Origin of the sequence: Exiguobacterium sp. NPDC077395, from assembly GCF_050269125.1 — a bacterium.
Lineage (GTDB): Bacteria > Bacillota > Bacilli > Exiguobacteriales > Exiguobacteriaceae > Exiguobacterium > Exiguobacterium aestuarii_A.
The window spans coordinates 1-17455 of sequence record NZ_JBNNHU010000002.1; the positions used below are offsets into that span (position 1 = coordinate 1).

Consider the following 17455-nt stretch of genomic DNA (forward strand, 5'->3'; position numbering starts at 1 on the left):
GATGACACATCCGGTATTAGCCCCGATTTCTCGTGGTTATCCCAGACCTATGGGCAGGTTCTTTACGTGTTACTCACCCGTCCGCCGCTCATTCCGCCGTCGTCCCCCCGAAGGGTTCAGACGGTTTCCTGCGCTCGACTTGCATGTATTAGGCACGCCGCCAGCGTTCGTCCTGAGCCAGGATCAAACTCTCCAAAGAATTTGATATAGCTCTTAGATTGACGAAGCTTGCGCTTCATTCAAAAATTGTAAAACTTATTTTTGCCTCATCGTTCAGTTTTCAAAGTTCGTCTGCCGCTCTTAGCGACTCATTTATAATAGCACCTGACTTTATATTCGTCAACTATAAAAATAAAGTTTTTTAAAAAAGAATAAATAAAGACGATTCCTCTCATTTTTAATGAAAGGAATCGCTAGTCTCTTCTTATTGAAACGCTACAATTTTCACTTCAGCCAAACGCGATAAATCATATTCAGTCTCATCCGTATCTTCTATAACGATAGGTCTCTCAATACGATTCGTATAGGCGTGAATCTTCCCACGCACTCCGCTACTCAATAAAACAGGTCGACCAATTTCATAAAATCCGAGCAACGTAGCGAGAAGCGACAAGGCCTCCTCGTCATAGGCTTTATTCTGCCACATATAGAAGTATGCTTCTTCTGGCGAAAGTGGTTTTCGAAACGTTCGTGGTGCGGTTAACTGACAGAATCGATCAGCGACAATAAATAAAGGAGACGCGGGATTCAACTCCCGCTCGGTCAGACGTTTTGGAAAACCGGATCCATCTAGACGTTCGTGATGCTCTGTGATTAATTGATAGACACGCCCTCGTAGCGTTTGATTACTTGGAAGCATCGCCGCCGAGACGAGTGGGTGTTGGTATAGTAGCTCCCGTTCCATTTTTGTGAAATAACGCATATGAGACCATTTTCGAATTTTAGCGTAACTCGCATCAGCGAAATAAGAAGCAATTCCGTAATCAAATTGAAGTTGATGCTCATCCCCTCGATATTTCGATAAGGCGCGTGCGACGAGTGCTCGATAAATCGCATGGTAGATGACATGGTTTTTTCGCAAAGGTTGATGCGTAAAAAAATGAACGACTGCTGAAAGCGGGAGTTCCTGACGAAATAGTTGATGAATGAATTCTAAACCCTCGTAAGGATTCGGGGCGATTCGCTCTTCCCACTGATTATAATGTTTCTCATATTGTAGAACCTGTTCGCAAAGAAGCTTTTCTTCTATAGAAGTGAAGATGAATTGTTCAACGGGTGCAACATCAATTGCTTCAATCTTTAAGAAACGGAGCAAACGTAGATGTTCATTTGTTAAATGAATTCCTGCCTCTAAGGAAGAAACGGGTGACAATAACGTCATACCAACATGTACAGCGGATAAGTTCAAACGCACGCGAATCCCTCCTATATATGAAAAAGGTCGAACGGAAACACCGTTCGACCTCTCGTCTTACTCATTCACATCAGACGATTCGTCGGCTTCAGGTGCTTCTACCTCAAACCCATTCTCCAAATCGACTGCTGATTCCTCTTCTAACTCATCTTTTTTCAATTTTGCGATAGTCGCTAGACGATCGCCATCTTCAATGTTCATCACTTTCACACCACGTGTGCTTCGACCCATCTGAGAGATGGTTTGCGAATCGATTCGAATCGCAACGCCGTGCTCAGTCATCAACATGATGTCATCATCTTCATCAACGACACGCATACCCACGACTGTTCCACGATCTGTCTTAATTCCAATGATTCCGGAACCGCCACGACCTTGTGTACGGAACTGCTCCATAGCCGTACGTTTCCCGAATCCTTTTTCAGTGATAATCAAGACGTCTTGCGTTGTGCGAACGATTTCCATTGAGACGACCAAATCATCGTCTTTCTTCAAACGAATCGCGCGCACACCACGTGCCGTACGTCCCATCGAGCGAACTTCTCCTTCGAGAGGGAAACGGATCGACATTCCTTGGCGTGTGACAATCAACATTTCATCATCGCTCTTCGCCAAGCGGACAGTGACGAGCTCATCTGTTTCATTCAAGCTGATGGCACGAAGACCGTTTTTGTTGATTCGAGCGTATGCCGAGAGTGGTGAACGCTTAATCAAACCTTCTTTTGTAATGAAGACAAGAGACAATTGCTCATCTGCCACTTCTTCTTCCGATTCATTTTGCGCATCTTCTGCCACCGTTTGGTTTGCCAGGTAACTGTTGAAATCGACAGGAATCATTGTTTCAACTTTTTCACCTTTATCAATTTGAAGCAAGTTAATGATCGGCATTCCTTTTGCGGTACGACTCATTTCAGGAATTTCATATCCTTTAAGACGGAAGACACGACCGAAGTTCGTAAAGAAGAGAATCGTATCGTGTGTCGATGCTGACAGCAAACGAAGTACGAAGTCTTCATCGTTCGTTCCCATACCTTGTTTCCCACGTCCACCCCGACGCTGTGCGCGGTATGAATCGGATGGAATTGACTTGATGTAACCTTCGCTCGTTAACGTGATCATCATGTCACGAACCGGGATTAAATCTTCATCCTCAAGTTCAACGATATCTGTACGAATCACCGTACGACGTGCGTCACCATACCGCTCTTTGATTTCAAGCAACTCGTTGCGAATGATGTCGAGAAGCAACTCCTCATCACCAAGAATCGCACGAAGTTCCTCGATCAACGCTTTCACTTCACGGTATTCGCCTTCGATTTTCTCACGCTCCAAACCAGTCAATCGTTGGAGACGCATATCTAAAATCGCTTGCGTTTGCTCAGTAGAAAGTCCAAAGCGAGCAATCAACTTCTCACGCGCCTCGTCACCAGTACGTGTACTACGAATGATGGCGATGACTTCATCCAAGTGATCAAGCGCAACACGAAGTCCCTCTAAGATGTGGGCACGTGCTTCCGCTTTATCCAAATCGAATTGCGTACGACGACGTACGACTTCTTTTTGGTGTTCGATGTAGTAATAGATGGCTTGTTTGATGTTCAACGTTTTCGGGCGACCGCCTACGAGGGCAAGCATGTTCACTCCGAACGTCGTCTGCATCGGCGTTTGCTTATACAAGTTGTTCAAGATGACACTCGCATTCGCATCCCGACGAACTTCGATGACGACCCGCATCCCGTTACGGTCGGATTCATCACGCAAGTCTGTGATTCCTTCGATTTTTTTATCACGTACCAAATCGGCAATTTTCTCAACGAGACGTGCCTTGTTGACTTGATATGGGATTTCATGAACGAGGATCCGTTCACGACCGTTTTTCAACGTTTCGATTTCGGCTTTCGCACGCATCGTAATCGATCCACGTCCCGTTTCATAGGCACGACGAATCCCGCTGCGTCCCAAAATCTCTCCCGCTGTCGGGAAGTCAGGGCCTGGGATGTGTTGCATCAATTCAGCAATCGTGATGTCCGGGTTATGAGTAAGAGCCAACACCCCATCGATGACTTCATTCAAGTTATGCGGAGGAACGTTCGTTGCCATCCCGACCGCAATCCCGCTCGTTCCGTTGACAAGGAAGTTCGGGAAGCGAGCCGGAAGAACAACCGGCTCTTTCTCTTCACCATCGAAGTTTGGTTGGTAATCGATTGTGTTTTTGCCAATGTCTCGTACGAGTTCCATCGCAATCTTAGACATACGTGCCTCGGTATAACGCATCGCAGCGGCCGAGTCGCCATCGACTGAACCGAAGTTCCCGTGACCGTCGACCAGTTCGTAACGATAACTGAAATCTTGAGCCATACGAACCATCGTTTCGTAAACGGCAGAGTCACCGTGTGGGTGATACTTACCGATCACGTCCCCGACGACACGCGCCGATTTCTTATGTGGCTTGTCCGCACGAATTCCGAGCTCGTTCATCGCATACAAAATACGACGGTGAACCGGCTTCAAACCATCTCGCACGTCCGGAAGGGCACGTGATACGATGACGCTCATCGCATAGTCCATGAACGACGTTCGCATCTCTTGGCTAATATTTATATCCTTGATATTTTCTTGTTCTGCCATTCGTTATTGCCTACCCTTCTTATTAAATATCGAGGTTCTTCACGTAATGGGCGTGAGATTGAATAAAGTCACGGCGTGGTTCGACGTTGTCACCCATGAGCGTTTCAAAAATCTCATCTGCCTCAATTGCATCTTGAAGATCGACGCGAAGCATCGAACGCGTTTCCGGGTTCATCGTCGTATTCCACAACTGTTCAGGATCCATCTCTCCAAGACCCTTGTAACGTTGAACGCTATAACGTGCGTTTTCAGGAAGTTGTGCAAGTGTAGCTTGTAACTCTCGCTCGTTTTGAACATAGATTGTTTCTTTACCGTGCTTCACACCATAGAGCGGTGGTTGCGCAATATAGACGTATCCACTCTCCACGAGTGGTCGCATGTAACGATAGAAGAACGTCAATAACAGCGTACGAATGTGCGCTCCATCGACATCGGCATCGGTCATGATGATCAGTTTATGGTAACGAGCTTTTGATAGATCAAACTCATCCGCAATCCCTGTTCCGAGAGCCGTGATAATCGTCCGAACTTCTTGGTTGGCTAAAATCTTATCAAGACGTGCTTTCTCGACGTTGATGATTTTCCCTCGAATCGGCAAGATTGCTTGGAAGTGACGGTCACGACCAGATTTTGCCGAACCACCCGCTGAGTCACCCTCAACGATGTATAGTTCAGATTTCGAAGCGTCTTTCGACGAACAGTCAGCCAATTTCCCTGGTAATGAACTGACTTCGAGAATACCTTTACGACGTGTCATCTCACGTGCGCGTTTCGCAGCAAGGCGTGCGCGTGCTGCCATCAATCCTTTGTCGACAATGAGACGACCGACTGATGGGTTCTCGAGCAAGAATTGTTCGAACGTGTCACTGAATAACGTATCTGTCGCCGTACGAGCATCGGCATTTCCAAGTTTCGTCTTCGTCTGTCCTTCAAACTGAGGTGCCGGGTGTTTGACGGAAACGATCGCCGTCAATCCTTCACGGACATCATCCCCAGAAAGACTTCCGTCGGCCTCTTTCATCAATCCGAATCGCTTCGCATAATCATTGATTGAACGTGTGAGTGCTGTCTTGAAACCAGTCTCGTGCGTCCCACCTTCATGTGTTGGGATGTTGTTCGTGAATGAGTAGATGTTACTTGCGAAACCTTCGTTGTATTGAAGGGCAATCTCTACCTCGATTCCATCTTTCGTTCCGTGCACATACACAGGCTCTTCATGAATCGATGCCTTCGAACGGTTCAAGTGCTCGACGTAAGACTTAATTCCGCCCTCGTAGTGATAATTGCGTTCAATCGTCTCATCGCTACGATCATCTTTTGCGACAATCCGTAACCCTTTATTTAAGAAAGCAAGCTCACGAAGACGTGTTGCTAGCAAATCAAAGTCATACTCGAGCGTTTCTTGGAAGATATCGCCGTCCGGGAAGAAGCGGACAGTCGTTCCTGTCGTATCTGTCGTTCCGACGATTTCAAGTTCGCCTTGTGGCACGCCACGTTTGAACGATTGATAATACACGTTGCCGTCGCGACGGACGAACACTTCAAGTTTTGTCGATAGTGCGTTAACAACCGACGCCCCTACACCGTGCAAACCACCTGAAACTTTGTATCCGCCACCGCCGAATTTGCCGCCGGCGTGCAATACCGTGAAAATAACTTCAACGGCAGGTCGACCTGTTTTCTTTTGAACGTCTACTGGAATCCCACGTCCGTTATCTTCGACAACGATGGAGTTTCCTGGCTCAACCGTCACTGTGATCGTGTCACAATAACCTGCAAGCGCCTCATCGATTGAGTTATCGACAATCTCCCATACTAAGTGGTGGAGACCGCGAGAGCTTGTGGAACCGATATACATCCCTGGACGTTTACGAACAGCCTCTAAGCCTTCAAGAACTTGAATCTGATCGGCGCCATACGCTTGTAATTCTTTTTCATTTTCATTACTCATCGGTTATTTTCACCTACTATACATGATTTGGTGTTCCTTCTTACCACGATTACACGGATTCTGTTTCGACTTCGCCTTGTTTCACGTGAAACACTTTGGCTTGTTGAATGGTTTCATGTGCGATTCCATCAATGTTTGTTGTCGTCAAAATCGTTTGTACTTTTCGTCCCATCGTATCGAGTAGATGGGTTTGGCGATGATCGTCAAGTTCAGATAACACATCGTCTAATAACAACAGAGGATATTCGCCCACTTCTTCATGAATCAATTCAATTTCAGCTAGCTTCAATGACAAGGCCGCCGTTCGTTGCTGACCTTGTGAACCGAACGTTTGAACGTTTCGATCGTTTACGTACAATTCAAAATCGTCACGATGCGGACCAAATAAGGTCACACCTCTTCTTCGTTCGTTCTCTCTTATTTTATCAAACTTTTGACGATACGTTTCAAACATCTGTTCTTTTGAGAAACGTTCTTTTTGGAACGTGTCAGAAACGTATTGAATCGTCAGTGTCTCTAACTCACGTGTGATCCCAGAATGAATCGGATTAGCCCATTTTTCGAGTTGATCGATGAAATGATAGCGTCTCATCACAATCTTCACGGCGAGTTCAATCAATTGGTCCGTCAATACTTCGAGTAACGTCTCGTCCCCCCCCTTTGTGGATAACTGCTTCAACAAGGCGTTTCGCTGTTTTAACGTCTTCAAATATTGATTGAGCTCATGTAAGTACACGGGACTGACCTGACCGATTTCCATATCTAAAAATCGCCGTCTCCCTTGTGGACTGCCTTTGACGATGGCTAAGTCTTCAGGGGCGAACAAGACGACGTTAAATGCGCCGACATAGTCACTGAGACGACGTTGTTCTAAATGATTGAGCTTTGCTTTTTTTCCTTTAGGAGAAAATGAGAGACTCTGCACCGATTCGCCGGTGCGTTTATGAATCCGTCCTTCGATACTTGCGGCATCAGCTTCCCAACCGATCAATTCTCGGTCTTGTGTCGTCCGATGCGATTTTGCGAGCGCAAGTACGTAAATCGATTCGAGAAGATTCGTTTTTCCTTGGGCATTCTCACCAATTAGAACATTCGTCTGTTCTGAGAAATCTAGCTCGAGGGTTTCGTAGTTGCGATAATTTTGCAATCGGATCGACTTTAAATGCACGTCAGTTTCCCTCGATTTGATATTCCCCGAAGCCTTCGACCTCGATTGTATCTCCATCTCTCAATTTACGACCACGGCGTTGGTCCTGCTCACCGTTCACTTTGATTAGGACATCTTCTAAAAAGAACTTTGCTTGTCCCCCACTTGAGATGATGTCTGCTAATTTTAAAAATTGTCCGAGCGTTACATACTCGGTTGTAATCGACACTTTTTCCATGTCGTCACTTCCTTTCTCACATGCTGATCTGAAAAAATCGCCATACATATTAGTTTATCGAAAATCGTCGAATAAGGCAAAAAGAGGGATGACAAGGTCAGACACCTCATCATCCCTATCCGCTGCTTACGATGTGCGGACTGGTAAAATCAGTTGAAGCACGCTATCTTGCTCTACCGGTCGTAGAATGAACGGTCGCATCGAACCCGTGAACTGGATTTCGATTTCAGATGCATCGAGCGCACGAAGCGCATCCATTACAAACTTAGAGTTGAAGGAAATTTTCAATTCTTCCCCTTCAAGCGATAAGATGCTGACACGCTCAGACACTTTACCGACTTCAGGCGAATGTGAAGATACTTCGACTGCTGTCGTATCTTCCGCGACAAATTTAATCACGTTGTTCCGGTCAGCACGTGCTAAGAGTGACGCACGGTCGATGGCTTGTAAGAATTCTTTCGCATTCATACGTACTGCTGTACGATATTCTTCCGGAATGAGGCGTGACGTGTCTGGGTACGCCCCGTCCAACAAACGCGAGAAGAATGAGATATTTTTCATGCGGAACAAGATCTGCTGGTCTGTCAGTACGATTTCAATCGGCAACTCTTCACGATCGAGCAATTTAGCGAGTTCGTTGAGCGAACGACCAGGGACGACGACATTTTGGAACGTCAAGTCGTTATCTGTCTCAAAACGAGCACGACGAAGCGCCAAGCGGTGGCTGTCTGTCGCTACACATGTAAGGAAGCCTTTCTCAGCAGAGAAGTTGACTCCTGTTAGAACAGGGCGTGTCTCTTGTGAGGAAACGGCGAAACTCGTCTGACGGATGATCGTCTTCAAGAGATCCGCTGGTAGATAGAAACGACGGTCGCTCGCAAGTTCTGGCAGGCGAGGATATTCGTCCGGATCGAGACCGTTCAAATGGAATTCTGCCTGGCCAGACTCAATTCGTGTCATGAAGTTTGGTGACACTTCGAGTGTGACTTCGTTCGTCGGCAACTTCTTCACGATTTCTCCTAAAAAGCGCGCATTTAATACGACACTTCCAGCACGCTGAATTTGAATGAGTTCGATTCCACCTTCTTCGATTGGGATCAAACGTTCAATCGAAATTTCAGTATCACTTCCTGTCAGTGTTAAACCGTCCGCATGAGCTTCAAGCTTTAAGCCTGTCAAAATTGGAATGGTTGTTCGTGAAGCCACAGCTTTTGATACATCTTGTACGGCTTGCATGAATACATCTCGTTGAATCGTTAAATGCATGTGGATAATTCCTCCTAAGGTGAAATGAGTCATTTACTAATAATAATAGTATTAATTAAGTCATAATAGTAATAAGGGCTGTGGATACTGGGGATAAGTCCCCTGAAGCATACGTATGAAGCCATTTCGCCTGTGAATAACTTGTGGATAACTAAGGTGGTTTATCCACAGGATATCCACAGAGAATCCATCATCAGTTAGACAGTGCTTTTTTCAACGTTTGAATCGTCTCTTGCATTTCCACATCGTTTTTCAGAAGCGTGCTAATTTTCTCATGTGCATGAATCACAGTCGTATGATCACGCCCTCCAAACTCTTCCCCGATTTTCGGTAATGAACTCTCCGTCATCTCACGAGATAGGTACATCGCGATTTGACGTGGGAATGCCAACGTTTTTGTGCGTTTTTTCGAGTTCAACTCTTCTACTTGAATGTTGAAGTGTTGACCGACGATTTCTTGAATGTCACGAATGACGATCTTCTTCGCTTCCTGGACCGGCATGATGTTATGAAGCGCTTCTGCTGCTACGTCTGGGTCAATCGGTCGCCCAACTAGTTTTGCGTAAGCGACAACGCGTGTCAATGCCCCTTCTAGCTCACGAATGTTCGTATCGATTTGATTCGCAATATAAAGCATGACCTCGTTTGAGATATCGAGACCTTCAGCAGTCGCCTTTTTACGGAGAATCGCAATTCGTGTCTCGAGGTCAGGTGGTGTGATATCCGTAATGAGTCCCCATTCGAAACGCGAACGTAGGCGATCTTCTAACGTCGGAATTTCTTTTGGTGGTCGGTCGCTTGAAATGACGATTTGTTTCTGATCATTGTGTAGCGCATTGAAAGTGTGGAAAAACTCTTCCTGCGTTTGTTCTTTTCCTGCTAAGAACTGAATATCATCAATCAGCAACACATCGATGTTCCGATAGCGATTACGGAACTCGCCTGTTTTATTGTCTCGAATAGAGTTGATGAATTCATTCGTAAACTTTTCAGAAGAGACGTACGCAATCCGAGCTCCTGGTTTTTGTCCTTTTACGTAATGACCAATCGCATGCATCAAATGCGTTTTCCCGAGTCCGACTCCCCCGTAAATGAATAGCGGGTTATATGCACGTGCCGGTGCTTCAGCGACAGCGAGTGATGCGGCGTGGGCAAATCGGTTCCCCGATCCGATGACAAACGTCTCGAAGATATATTTGTCATTCAGCTGTCCGAGATCCCCTTCCTCTTTTGAAGGTAATGGTAAAGGCTGTTCCCTTGTTTCCGTCATGGCAATGGATTCTTGTGACGATCCATCCGCTGGAGCATACTTGTGTGCTTGAGATTCTTCAATAAAATGAATTTCGAGCTTATTGTTTGTGATTTCTTCGACCGTATCTTGTAAAAGTGACAAGTACTGTCGCTCTAACCACGTAACGATAAAACTGGCCGGTGCCGACACAACGAGTGTCGTTCCCATCAGTGATATCCCTTCGGTTGATTTCAACCACATGTCAAAACTAGCTTTTGGAGTTCGTTCCTCTTCTTCAATCACAGATAAAACGTTTCTCCAAATCTCGCGAGCATTCTTCAATGAAAGACCTCCTTTACTCACATGTTTGGTAAAACTTATTCACACGATATACACATACACTATTCTATAGTAGAAACTAGGGTTATCCCCAAAGAACAAAAACTGTGGATAAAGTTATCCACATGGTGTTCATTATGGGGATAACACTTATCCACAGCCTGTGTATATCTCGGAATCACGAATTGTTCATCCACAAGTTTGTGCACATTCAGTTTAGCAAAATAAAATAGACGTGGCAATGCTTTTCGGTATTTATCCACAGACAAAGAAAAGTATCCACACCCACTTATCCACATGCTGTGTGTTTTGTGGATAAACTGTGGATATGTTGTGGATAAAGGGGTTTGGATAGAAAGGTCACTGAAAAAGTTATGCACAAAAGAGGAGGAAGTGAATTGAGAGAAAGTTTTTGTAAAAGAAGAAAATGAAAAAATAAAGAATTTAGACATGAAAAAAGAAGAGTTATTCACATATAAATGTGGATAACTTCGTGAATATGTGGATAAAATGGCTCAACATCGCTATTTATAAAGACCGTTTAAGAAATACGTAAAGGTTTCGTATCAATCTGGTTCCATACAAGCCGTTCTAGACAAAGCTGAATGATCCCAAATGATCCTTCTCAATCACGTGATCGACCTGATTCGAAAACCGTTCGAAAATACATTGACAATTGTTGATTCGATTTATATAATCTTAAAGACTGCCTTAAATGAAACTATAACTTGCTAATAGAGCGTTAATCTTGAGGAGGTGCTGTAACCATGAAACCAACTTTCAACCCTAACAACCGTAAGCGTAAGAAAGTTCACGGATTCCGTGCACGCATGGCGACTAAAAACGGTCGCAACATTCTTGCTGCTCGTCGTCGTAAAGGCCGTAAAGCCTTGACTGTATAATTTCGAATGAAGATTGCCCGGGGATCCTTTCCTCGGGCAATTTTTTAGTTTGTCACAGAAACGTAGCATTTCATGGATTCTCCCTCGTTCAAATGATGTGGATATGATATGATGTTAGTTGACGATTTTTGAAGCGAAGGATGGAGTGAGAATTTTGAAAAAAGAATACCGCCTGCAAAAGAATGAAGAGTTCCAAGCGGTGTTTCGCGAAGGACGCTCCGTGGCCAATCGTCAGTTTGTCGTCTACACGCTCAAAGCGGATCAAACGCATTTCAGAGTGGGTCTTTCTGTCAGCAAAAAGCTTGGAAATGCTGTAGAACGAAACCGCATGAAACGATTGATGCGTGAGTCGCTTCGCTTGCTTGAACCGAACGTTGCGCCGAATGATTATGTGATCATCGCTCGGAAGCCTGCGACCGCATTGACGCAGTCGGAAGTGACCGAGAGTTTGAAACACGTATTCAAACGAGCGAAGGTTTGGCAAAAACAAAGCCGGTGACCATGACAATCTGAATTTGTTCTCTCATATAATCAGAGTCTTATAAGATTGCCCGATCGACGTGTGCGTTAAAAAAGAATTGATAAAGAAAGCGTAGGAGGAACTATGAGCAAAAAGCTAAAATTAGGATTACTCGCTGCCATGACTGCGGTCATTATGCTGATGGCAGGCTGTGTGGATCCGTCTACCATCCAAGCCGAACCAATCACGGCTGACACAGAAGGTTTCTGGGCGAAGTACTTTGTATGGCCGCTCGCATGGCTCTTGAAGGAAGTTGCTTATTTAGTGGGTGGCCCATGGCAATATGGGATTTCAATCATCATCGCGACAATCATTGTTCGTTTGTTGATTCTCCCGCTCATGATCAAGCAGACGAAGAGTATGGGTGCGATGCAAGTCTTGCAACCGGAAATGTTGAAGCTTCGTGAGAAGTACAGCTCAAAAGACCAAGAAACACAACGTAAACTCCAAGAAGAGATGATGAAACTTTATCAAGAATACCAAATCAACCCGCTCGCAGGTTGTTTGCCAATCTTGATTCAAATGCCGATTCTCTTCGCGTTCTATGATGCGATTCGTCGTACTCCTGAGATTTTCGAAGCGGACTTCTTATGGTTCGACCTCGGTGCTCCGGACCCAACGTTCATCTTGCCGATTTTAGCGGCAATCTTGACGTTCGTTCAACAAAAAATCTCAATGGCGGGTCAAGAACAGAACCCACAATTGAAGATGATGCTTTACATCTTCCCGGTCATGATTTTCATCATGTCGATCAACCTTCCAGCCGCGCTCTCATTGTACTGGGTAGTCGGTTATATCATCTCAATCATCGTCACGATGGCAATCATGCTTCCGATGCGTGAGAAGATGAAGGTTGCAGCAGAAGCGAAAATCGCTGCGAAAGAAGCAGAGCGTGCGGCGCTTGCTGAAGAAGAGAAGAAAAACAAAAAGAAAAAACGTAAATAATCGTTAGGCTGGGTGTCATCTGACACTCAGCTTTTTTTGTGGGATTGTATGTCGAGAAGACGGGAATAATGAAAGAAACGGGTAAACGGAGGTGTGGAAACATGGAGGCATTTATTCATCGTGTAGAACGTTCGACGTTATGGCAAGCAATCATTTACTTTGTGCTCGGTGTTCTTATTCTACTGTACCCTCGATTTTTCTTTGATGTCATGGTGTACGTGATTGCCGGATACTTGGCGATCATGGGCATATGGATGATCTTTCAGGGAGTTCGCAGACGACAAGGCGGATTACCGCCAGCTTTCTTTATGGGTCTCATCTATTTGATTTTGGCAGCGGTCGTCTTTTTCTTCGCCGAGACGCTGGCTAGTCTACTCCCGATTTTAATCGGGGCGCTGTTTTTATTTGGAGGAATCATTCGCCTCATTCAGGCGCTCGGTTACCGTCAATCGATGGCGGGACGATGGCTCTGGTTTTTGATTGGCAGTCTATTGTGGATTGGTGTCGGGATTCTTATGCTGACGAATCCGTTCAGTAGCCTACTTGTCCTATTCCAGCTTTTCGGTGGAATCCTCATCGCCATTGCAATTCTAGAATTGTTCCTCTACTTCACGATTCGTTCGACGAAACGACAAGCACGTTACTAAAAAACAAACCGTCCTCTTTCAAAGGCGGTTTGTTTCTCGTTGAAGCAACTGTTCCATAAACGGTCCAAACACATTGTAGCCGGATAAGGATTGGAAGAAAGGGTGTTCTTCTTTAAGTCGCTCGATGTAGAATCGGGCGGCTTTTTCATGATTCGCTGGGGTCAATTGATTATAAAATGGATGTAGGTCGATTTCTTGTCGCTGCGTCATATCCTTTAAACCGAGGGAAGCCCGATCCGGTGTATGGTGAGCGGCTAACACATATGCAAAATGGACCATTCCTTGACGAAGCATTTCGGCTGCCCAAATTTCGTTACCGCGATTTCTTGATTTCGTATATTGGAAAAAGAACCAAACGGTGTCGAAGGCATGGTCACTGATTGCTGCTTCGTCTAACTGCAAGGAAGTGGCGTGTCTAGCAAGTCGCTGTTGTGGGTCGTAGATCACATGAATCGAGTCTTGATGGTTCAACGTATCTTGCGTGACCGTGAACAGGTCGAGGTGAAGAAAATCGTCGAATACGACGATGAGTTGTGGCGCAACGATGTGAATCTCATCTTTTAACAGAATCGGACGGTAGGCGTTTAAATGCTCGAGGCGTCTAGATAGAAAGGAGGCCTCCTCATCGGGGTGCACCATGACATAAAGGTCGATATCCGAATGTTCATCGGCTTCTCCCCTGCCGAAAGAGCCTTTCAAAAAAATTGCTTGAACTGCCTCATCCTGTTTTAATCGTTCCGTAATGAGTTGAATCGCTTCCTGTTGCTTCATGTTCATCCCTCTCGTCTCTGTCAATATATTCCTTTATTGTACGAAAATAATGATAGGAACTGCAACGACTTCATCGGCGGGTGAACTCTTTCGTTCAAGTCGAATATCGTGTATAGTAGGTTCGTTATGCATATGATAGAAGAAGATGGTTTAGGTTTGGAGGGAGAAAGATGCTAGAGTTTGACACGATTACAGCGATTTCGACGCCGATGGGTGAAGGTGCCATTGGAATCGTCCGATTATCAGGCGATTTGGCGGTCGAAACGGTGAACAATGTGTTTTCTGGAAAAGACTTAACACAGGTCGATTCACATACCATTCATTATGGAACATTAAAACGTCCTGATACGGGCGAAGTCGTAGATGAAGTCATGGTCAGTATCATGCGAGCACCAAAGACGTTTACACGAGAAGACGTCGTCGAAATCAATTGTCACGGAGGCGTCGTGGCGGTCAATCGTGTGCTAGAACTCATTCTCGACCAACCCGACATCCGCTTAGCAGAACCGGGCGAGTTCACGAAACGCGCCTTTTTAAATGGCCGCATCGATTTATCACAAGCCGAGGCGGTCATGGACTTGATTCGTGCGAAGACGGATCGGGCGATGAACGTGGCGATGTCTCAAATGGAAGGACGTTTGTCACGACTCGTTCGCGAATTGCGTCAACAGTTGCTTGAGACGATTGCGGCAGTCGAGGTCAATATTGACTATCCTGAGTATGACGCTGAAGAGATGACACAAGCAATCGTCGAAGAGAAGGCGGGCGAAGTCAAACGAATCTTAGAGCAATTGCTCGAGACGGCGCGACAAGGGAAAATCTTGCGCGAAGGTTTGGCGACGGCGATCATCGGGCGACCGAACGTCGGAAAATCCTCACTCATGAATACGCTCGTGCAGGAGACGAAAGCGATTGTCACGGAGATTGCCGGGACGACACGTGACACGATCGAGGAATATGTCAACGTGAAAGGTGTTCCGCTCAAGTTGGTGGACACCGCCGGTATTCGCGAGACAGAAGATATCGTTGAACGCATCGGCGTTGAAAAATCGAGGAAGGCGTTAGAAGCAGCGGACTTGGTCCTTCTCGTCTTAAACGGACATGAAGGGTTGACTGTCGAAGATGAGGCGTTGTTTGAGGCCGTCAAAGGGATGAATGCAATCATCATCATCAACAAGACAGACTTGCCACAAAACATGGATTCTTCTAAGCTAGAGAAACTAGCGGCAGGACGTCCAATCGTGGCGACGTCACTCTTACTAGATGAGGGAATCGATGCACTTGAAGCGGCGATTGCGAACCTCTTCTTTGCAAAAGGCGTCGAGTCACAAGATATGACATATATCTCAAACGCTCGACACATTCAATTAATCAAACGAACGATTGGTCAAATTGATGAGGCACTCGGTAGTGCTGTCATGAATATGCCAATCGATATGGTCCAAATCGATTTACGTCGGGCATGGGATACGCTCGGTGAAATCAATGGAGATACCGTACAAGAGAGCTTGATTGATCAGCTCTTTTCACAGTTTTGTCTTGGGAAATAATAAGGAGGAACAAATATGGCTTATACGGCAGGCGAATATGACGTAATCGTCATCGGGGCCGGACACGCAGGGATTGAAGCGGCACTCGCATCGGCTCGGATGGGTGCCAAAACAGCGATGCTGACGATGAACCCTGATATGGTCGGGTTCATGTATTGTAACCCGTCAATCGGTGGACCGGCGAAAGGGATTGTCGTACGTGAAATCGACGCACTCGGCGGAGAAATGGGTCGTGCGATTGATGCGACGTACATCCAAATGAAGATGCTCAACACGTCGAAAGGTCCAGCGGTACGTGCACTACGTGCACAGGCGGACAAATTCCAATATCAAAATCATATGAAGAAAGTGCTAGAAGACGAGCCGAATCTATTGCTTCGTCAGGCACTTGTTGAACGATTGCTCGTCGAAGACGGAGAAGTTCGTGGCGTGGTAACGAACACGGGTTCAGAATATCGCGCGAAAGCAGTCATCGTCACGACGGGAACGTTCATGCGTGGTCAAATCATCATCGGTGAATTGGCATACGAAAGTGGTCCAAACAACCAAATGCCATCGGTCGAGCTTTCAAAACATTTAGAAGAACTCGGCCTCGATTTAGTTCGATTCAAAACAGGGACACCGCCACGAATCGATGGGAAAACAATCGATTACTCGAAGACTGAGATTCAGCCTGGAGACGAGAATCCATCATTCTTCTCGTACACGTCGACTGACTTGAATCCAATTGAACAAATCCCTTGCTGGCTCACGTATACGAGTGAACGTACACATCAATTGATTGATGAGAACTTACACCGTTCACCGATGTATTCGGGTGCAATCAAAGGAACAGGACCACGTTACTGTCCATCGATTGAAGATAAAGTCGTCCGTTTCAATGACAAACCACGTCACCAAATCTTCTTAGAACCAGAAGGTCGCGATACGGAAGAAGTATACGTTCAAGGTTTCTCGACGAGTATGCCAGAAGACGTTCAACATCAGATGCTTCGGACGATTCCAGGTCTTGAAAAGTCAGAGATGATGCGTCCAGGTTATGCGATTGAGTACGATGCGGTCGTACCGACGCAACTTTGGCCGACTCTTGAAACAAAGGCAGTTCCAGGACTCTTTACAGCAGGGCAAATCAACGGGACGAGCGGCTACGAAGAAGCAGCTGGACAAGGAATCATGGCGGGAATCAACGCCGCATGCAAAGTGCTCGGTAAAGACCCTGTCATCCTTGACCGCTCTCAAGCATACATCGGTGTCTTAATCGATGACCTCGTGACGAAAGGAACGAACGAACCATATCGTCTCCTCACATCGCGTGCTGAGTATCGCCTCTTGTTGCGTCATGACAATGCAGATTTACGTCTCAGCGACATCGGGCATGAGATCGGCTTACTTTCAGAAGAACGCCATGCACATCTCAATGAGAAGCGTGAAGCGATTGAAAAAGAAGTGAAGCGACTTGCATCACTTGTCGTCAAACCGACGCCTGAAGTGAATGCGATGCTTGAATCGGTCGGTGCACACCCGCTGAAAGAAGCGACACATGCGAACATTTTGTTGAAGCGTCCAGAAGTGACGTATGAGGCGCTCATGACGGCCGTGCCATCTACGGACGAGTTATCGTTCGAAGTGAAAGAACAAGTCGAGATTCAAGTGAAGTATGAAGGTTATATCTCAAAACAACTCGAACAAGTCGAGAAGATGCGTCGCATGGAAGCAAAACGGATTCCAGAAAACTTGGATTACGATGCAATCGGCGGTCTTGCGACAGAAGCGAAACAAAAATTAAAACAAGTTCGTCCACTTTCGATCGGACAAGCATCACGAATCTCAGGTGTAAACCCTGCAGACGTGTCAATCTTGCTCGTCTATATCGAACAAGGACAATATGCGACGGTGGAGTGAAACG

The 17455-nt window shown here is 45.9% G+C and carries 14 protein-coding genes and 1 rRNA gene; 6 read left to right on the forward strand and 9 right to left on the reverse strand.

The window, feature by feature from the left end; genetic code table 11:
- The 8 genes from ACQKD4_RS10480 to dnaA form a co-directional block, all read right to left on the reverse strand.
- Positions 1–199 (reverse strand): 16S ribosomal RNA (locus ACQKD4_RS10480); the annotation flags it as partial.
- 225 nt (positions 200–424) lie between these two features.
- Entirely contained in the window at positions 425–1414 is a 990-nt protein-coding gene (locus tag ACQKD4_RS10485; protein ID WP_427373295.1) for an HD-GYP domain-containing protein, read from the reverse strand.
- A gap of 57 nt (positions 1415–1471) precedes the next feature.
- Positions 1472–4042: a DNA gyrase subunit A gene (gene gyrA, locus ACQKD4_RS10490; protein WP_214696483.1), complete on the reverse strand. Its 2571-nt coding sequence runs from the start codon at positions 4040–4042 to the stop codon at positions 1472–1474.
- Positions 4043–4064: 22 nt separating this feature from the next.
- Positions 4065–5993: a DNA topoisomerase (ATP-hydrolyzing) subunit B gene (gene gyrB, locus ACQKD4_RS10495; RefSeq protein ID WP_214696486.1), complete on the reverse strand. Its 1929-nt coding sequence runs from the start codon at positions 5991–5993 to the stop codon at positions 4065–4067.
- Positions 5994–6042: 49 nt separating this feature from the next.
- Positions 6043–7161, reverse strand: coding sequence for a DNA replication/repair protein RecF (gene recF / locus ACQKD4_RS10500; protein WP_074034078.1), 1119 nt, complete (start codon positions 7159–7161; stop codon positions 6043–6045).
- A gap of 1 nt (position 7162) precedes the next feature.
- Positions 7163–7378 (reverse strand): S4 domain-containing protein YaaA, encoded by a 216-nt coding sequence (gene yaaA / locus ACQKD4_RS10505; protein ID WP_427373296.1) that lies wholly within the window; start codon positions 7376–7378, stop codon positions 7163–7165.
- Positions 7379–7504: 126 nt separating this feature from the next.
- Positions 7505–8644, reverse strand: a complete 1140-nt coding sequence (gene dnaN / locus ACQKD4_RS10510) for a DNA polymerase III subunit beta (protein ID WP_026824743.1) — start codon at positions 8642–8644, stop codon at positions 7505–7507.
- Between the two features lie 193 nt (positions 8645–8837).
- Positions 8838–10217 carry a chromosomal replication initiator protein DnaA gene (gene dnaA / locus ACQKD4_RS10515; RefSeq protein ID WP_427373297.1) on the reverse strand — a complete coding sequence of 460 codons (1380 nt, stop codon included), beginning with the start codon at positions 10215–10217 and terminating at the stop codon, positions 8838–8840.
- Between the two features lie 764 nt (positions 10218–10981).
- On the opposite strand from dnaA, the gene rpmH reads away from it, so the two are divergent.
- The 4 genes from rpmH to ACQKD4_RS10535 all read left to right on the forward strand — a co-directional run bounded on the left by rpmH (position 10982) and on the right by ACQKD4_RS10535 (position 13228).
- The gene (gene rpmH / locus ACQKD4_RS10520; protein WP_015880216.1) at positions 10982–11116 is read left to right on the forward strand and encodes a 50S ribosomal protein L34; all 135 of its coding nucleotides are present in this window, start codon (positions 10982–10984) and stop codon (positions 11114–11116) included.
- Between the two features lie 154 nt (positions 11117–11270).
- Positions 11271–11615 (forward strand): ribonuclease P protein component, encoded by a 345-nt coding sequence (gene rnpA, locus ACQKD4_RS10525; protein WP_147537828.1) that lies wholly within the window; start codon positions 11271–11273, stop codon positions 11613–11615.
- 105 nt (positions 11616–11720) lie between these two features.
- Positions 11721–12581: a membrane protein insertase YidC gene (gene yidC, locus ACQKD4_RS10530; RefSeq protein WP_214696490.1), complete on the forward strand. Its 861-nt coding sequence runs from the start codon at positions 11721–11723 to the stop codon at positions 12579–12581.
- A gap of 101 nt (positions 12582–12682) precedes the next feature.
- Positions 12683–13228 carry an HdeD family acid-resistance protein gene (locus ACQKD4_RS10535; protein ID WP_427373298.1) on the forward strand — a complete coding sequence of 182 codons (546 nt, stop codon included), beginning with the start codon at positions 12683–12685 and terminating at the stop codon, positions 13226–13228.
- An 18-nt stretch (positions 13229–13246) separates the two neighbouring features.
- Here ACQKD4_RS10535 and ACQKD4_RS10540 read toward each other — a convergent pair whose 3' ends face one another.
- Positions 13247–13999, reverse strand: a complete 753-nt coding sequence (locus ACQKD4_RS10540; RefSeq protein WP_427373299.1) for a nucleotidyltransferase domain-containing protein — start codon at positions 13997–13999, stop codon at positions 13247–13249.
- Positions 14000–14169: 170 nt separating this feature from the next.
- Between ACQKD4_RS10540 and mnmE the strand changes: the two genes are divergently transcribed.
- Together mnmE and mnmG are read left to right on the forward strand one after the other, a co-directional pair.
- Positions 14170–15549 (forward strand): tRNA uridine-5-carboxymethylaminomethyl(34) synthesis GTPase MnmE, encoded by a 1380-nt coding sequence (gene mnmE / locus ACQKD4_RS10545; protein ID WP_214761219.1) that lies wholly within the window; start codon positions 14170–14172, stop codon positions 15547–15549.
- 15 nt (positions 15550–15564) lie between these two features.
- On the forward strand, positions 15565–17451 hold the full coding sequence (mnmG, locus tag ACQKD4_RS10550) for a tRNA uridine-5-carboxymethylaminomethyl(34) synthesis enzyme MnmG (RefSeq protein WP_427373300.1): 1887 nt from the start codon (positions 15565–15567) through the stop codon (positions 17449–17451).
- Positions 17452–17455 lie beyond the last annotated feature (4 nt).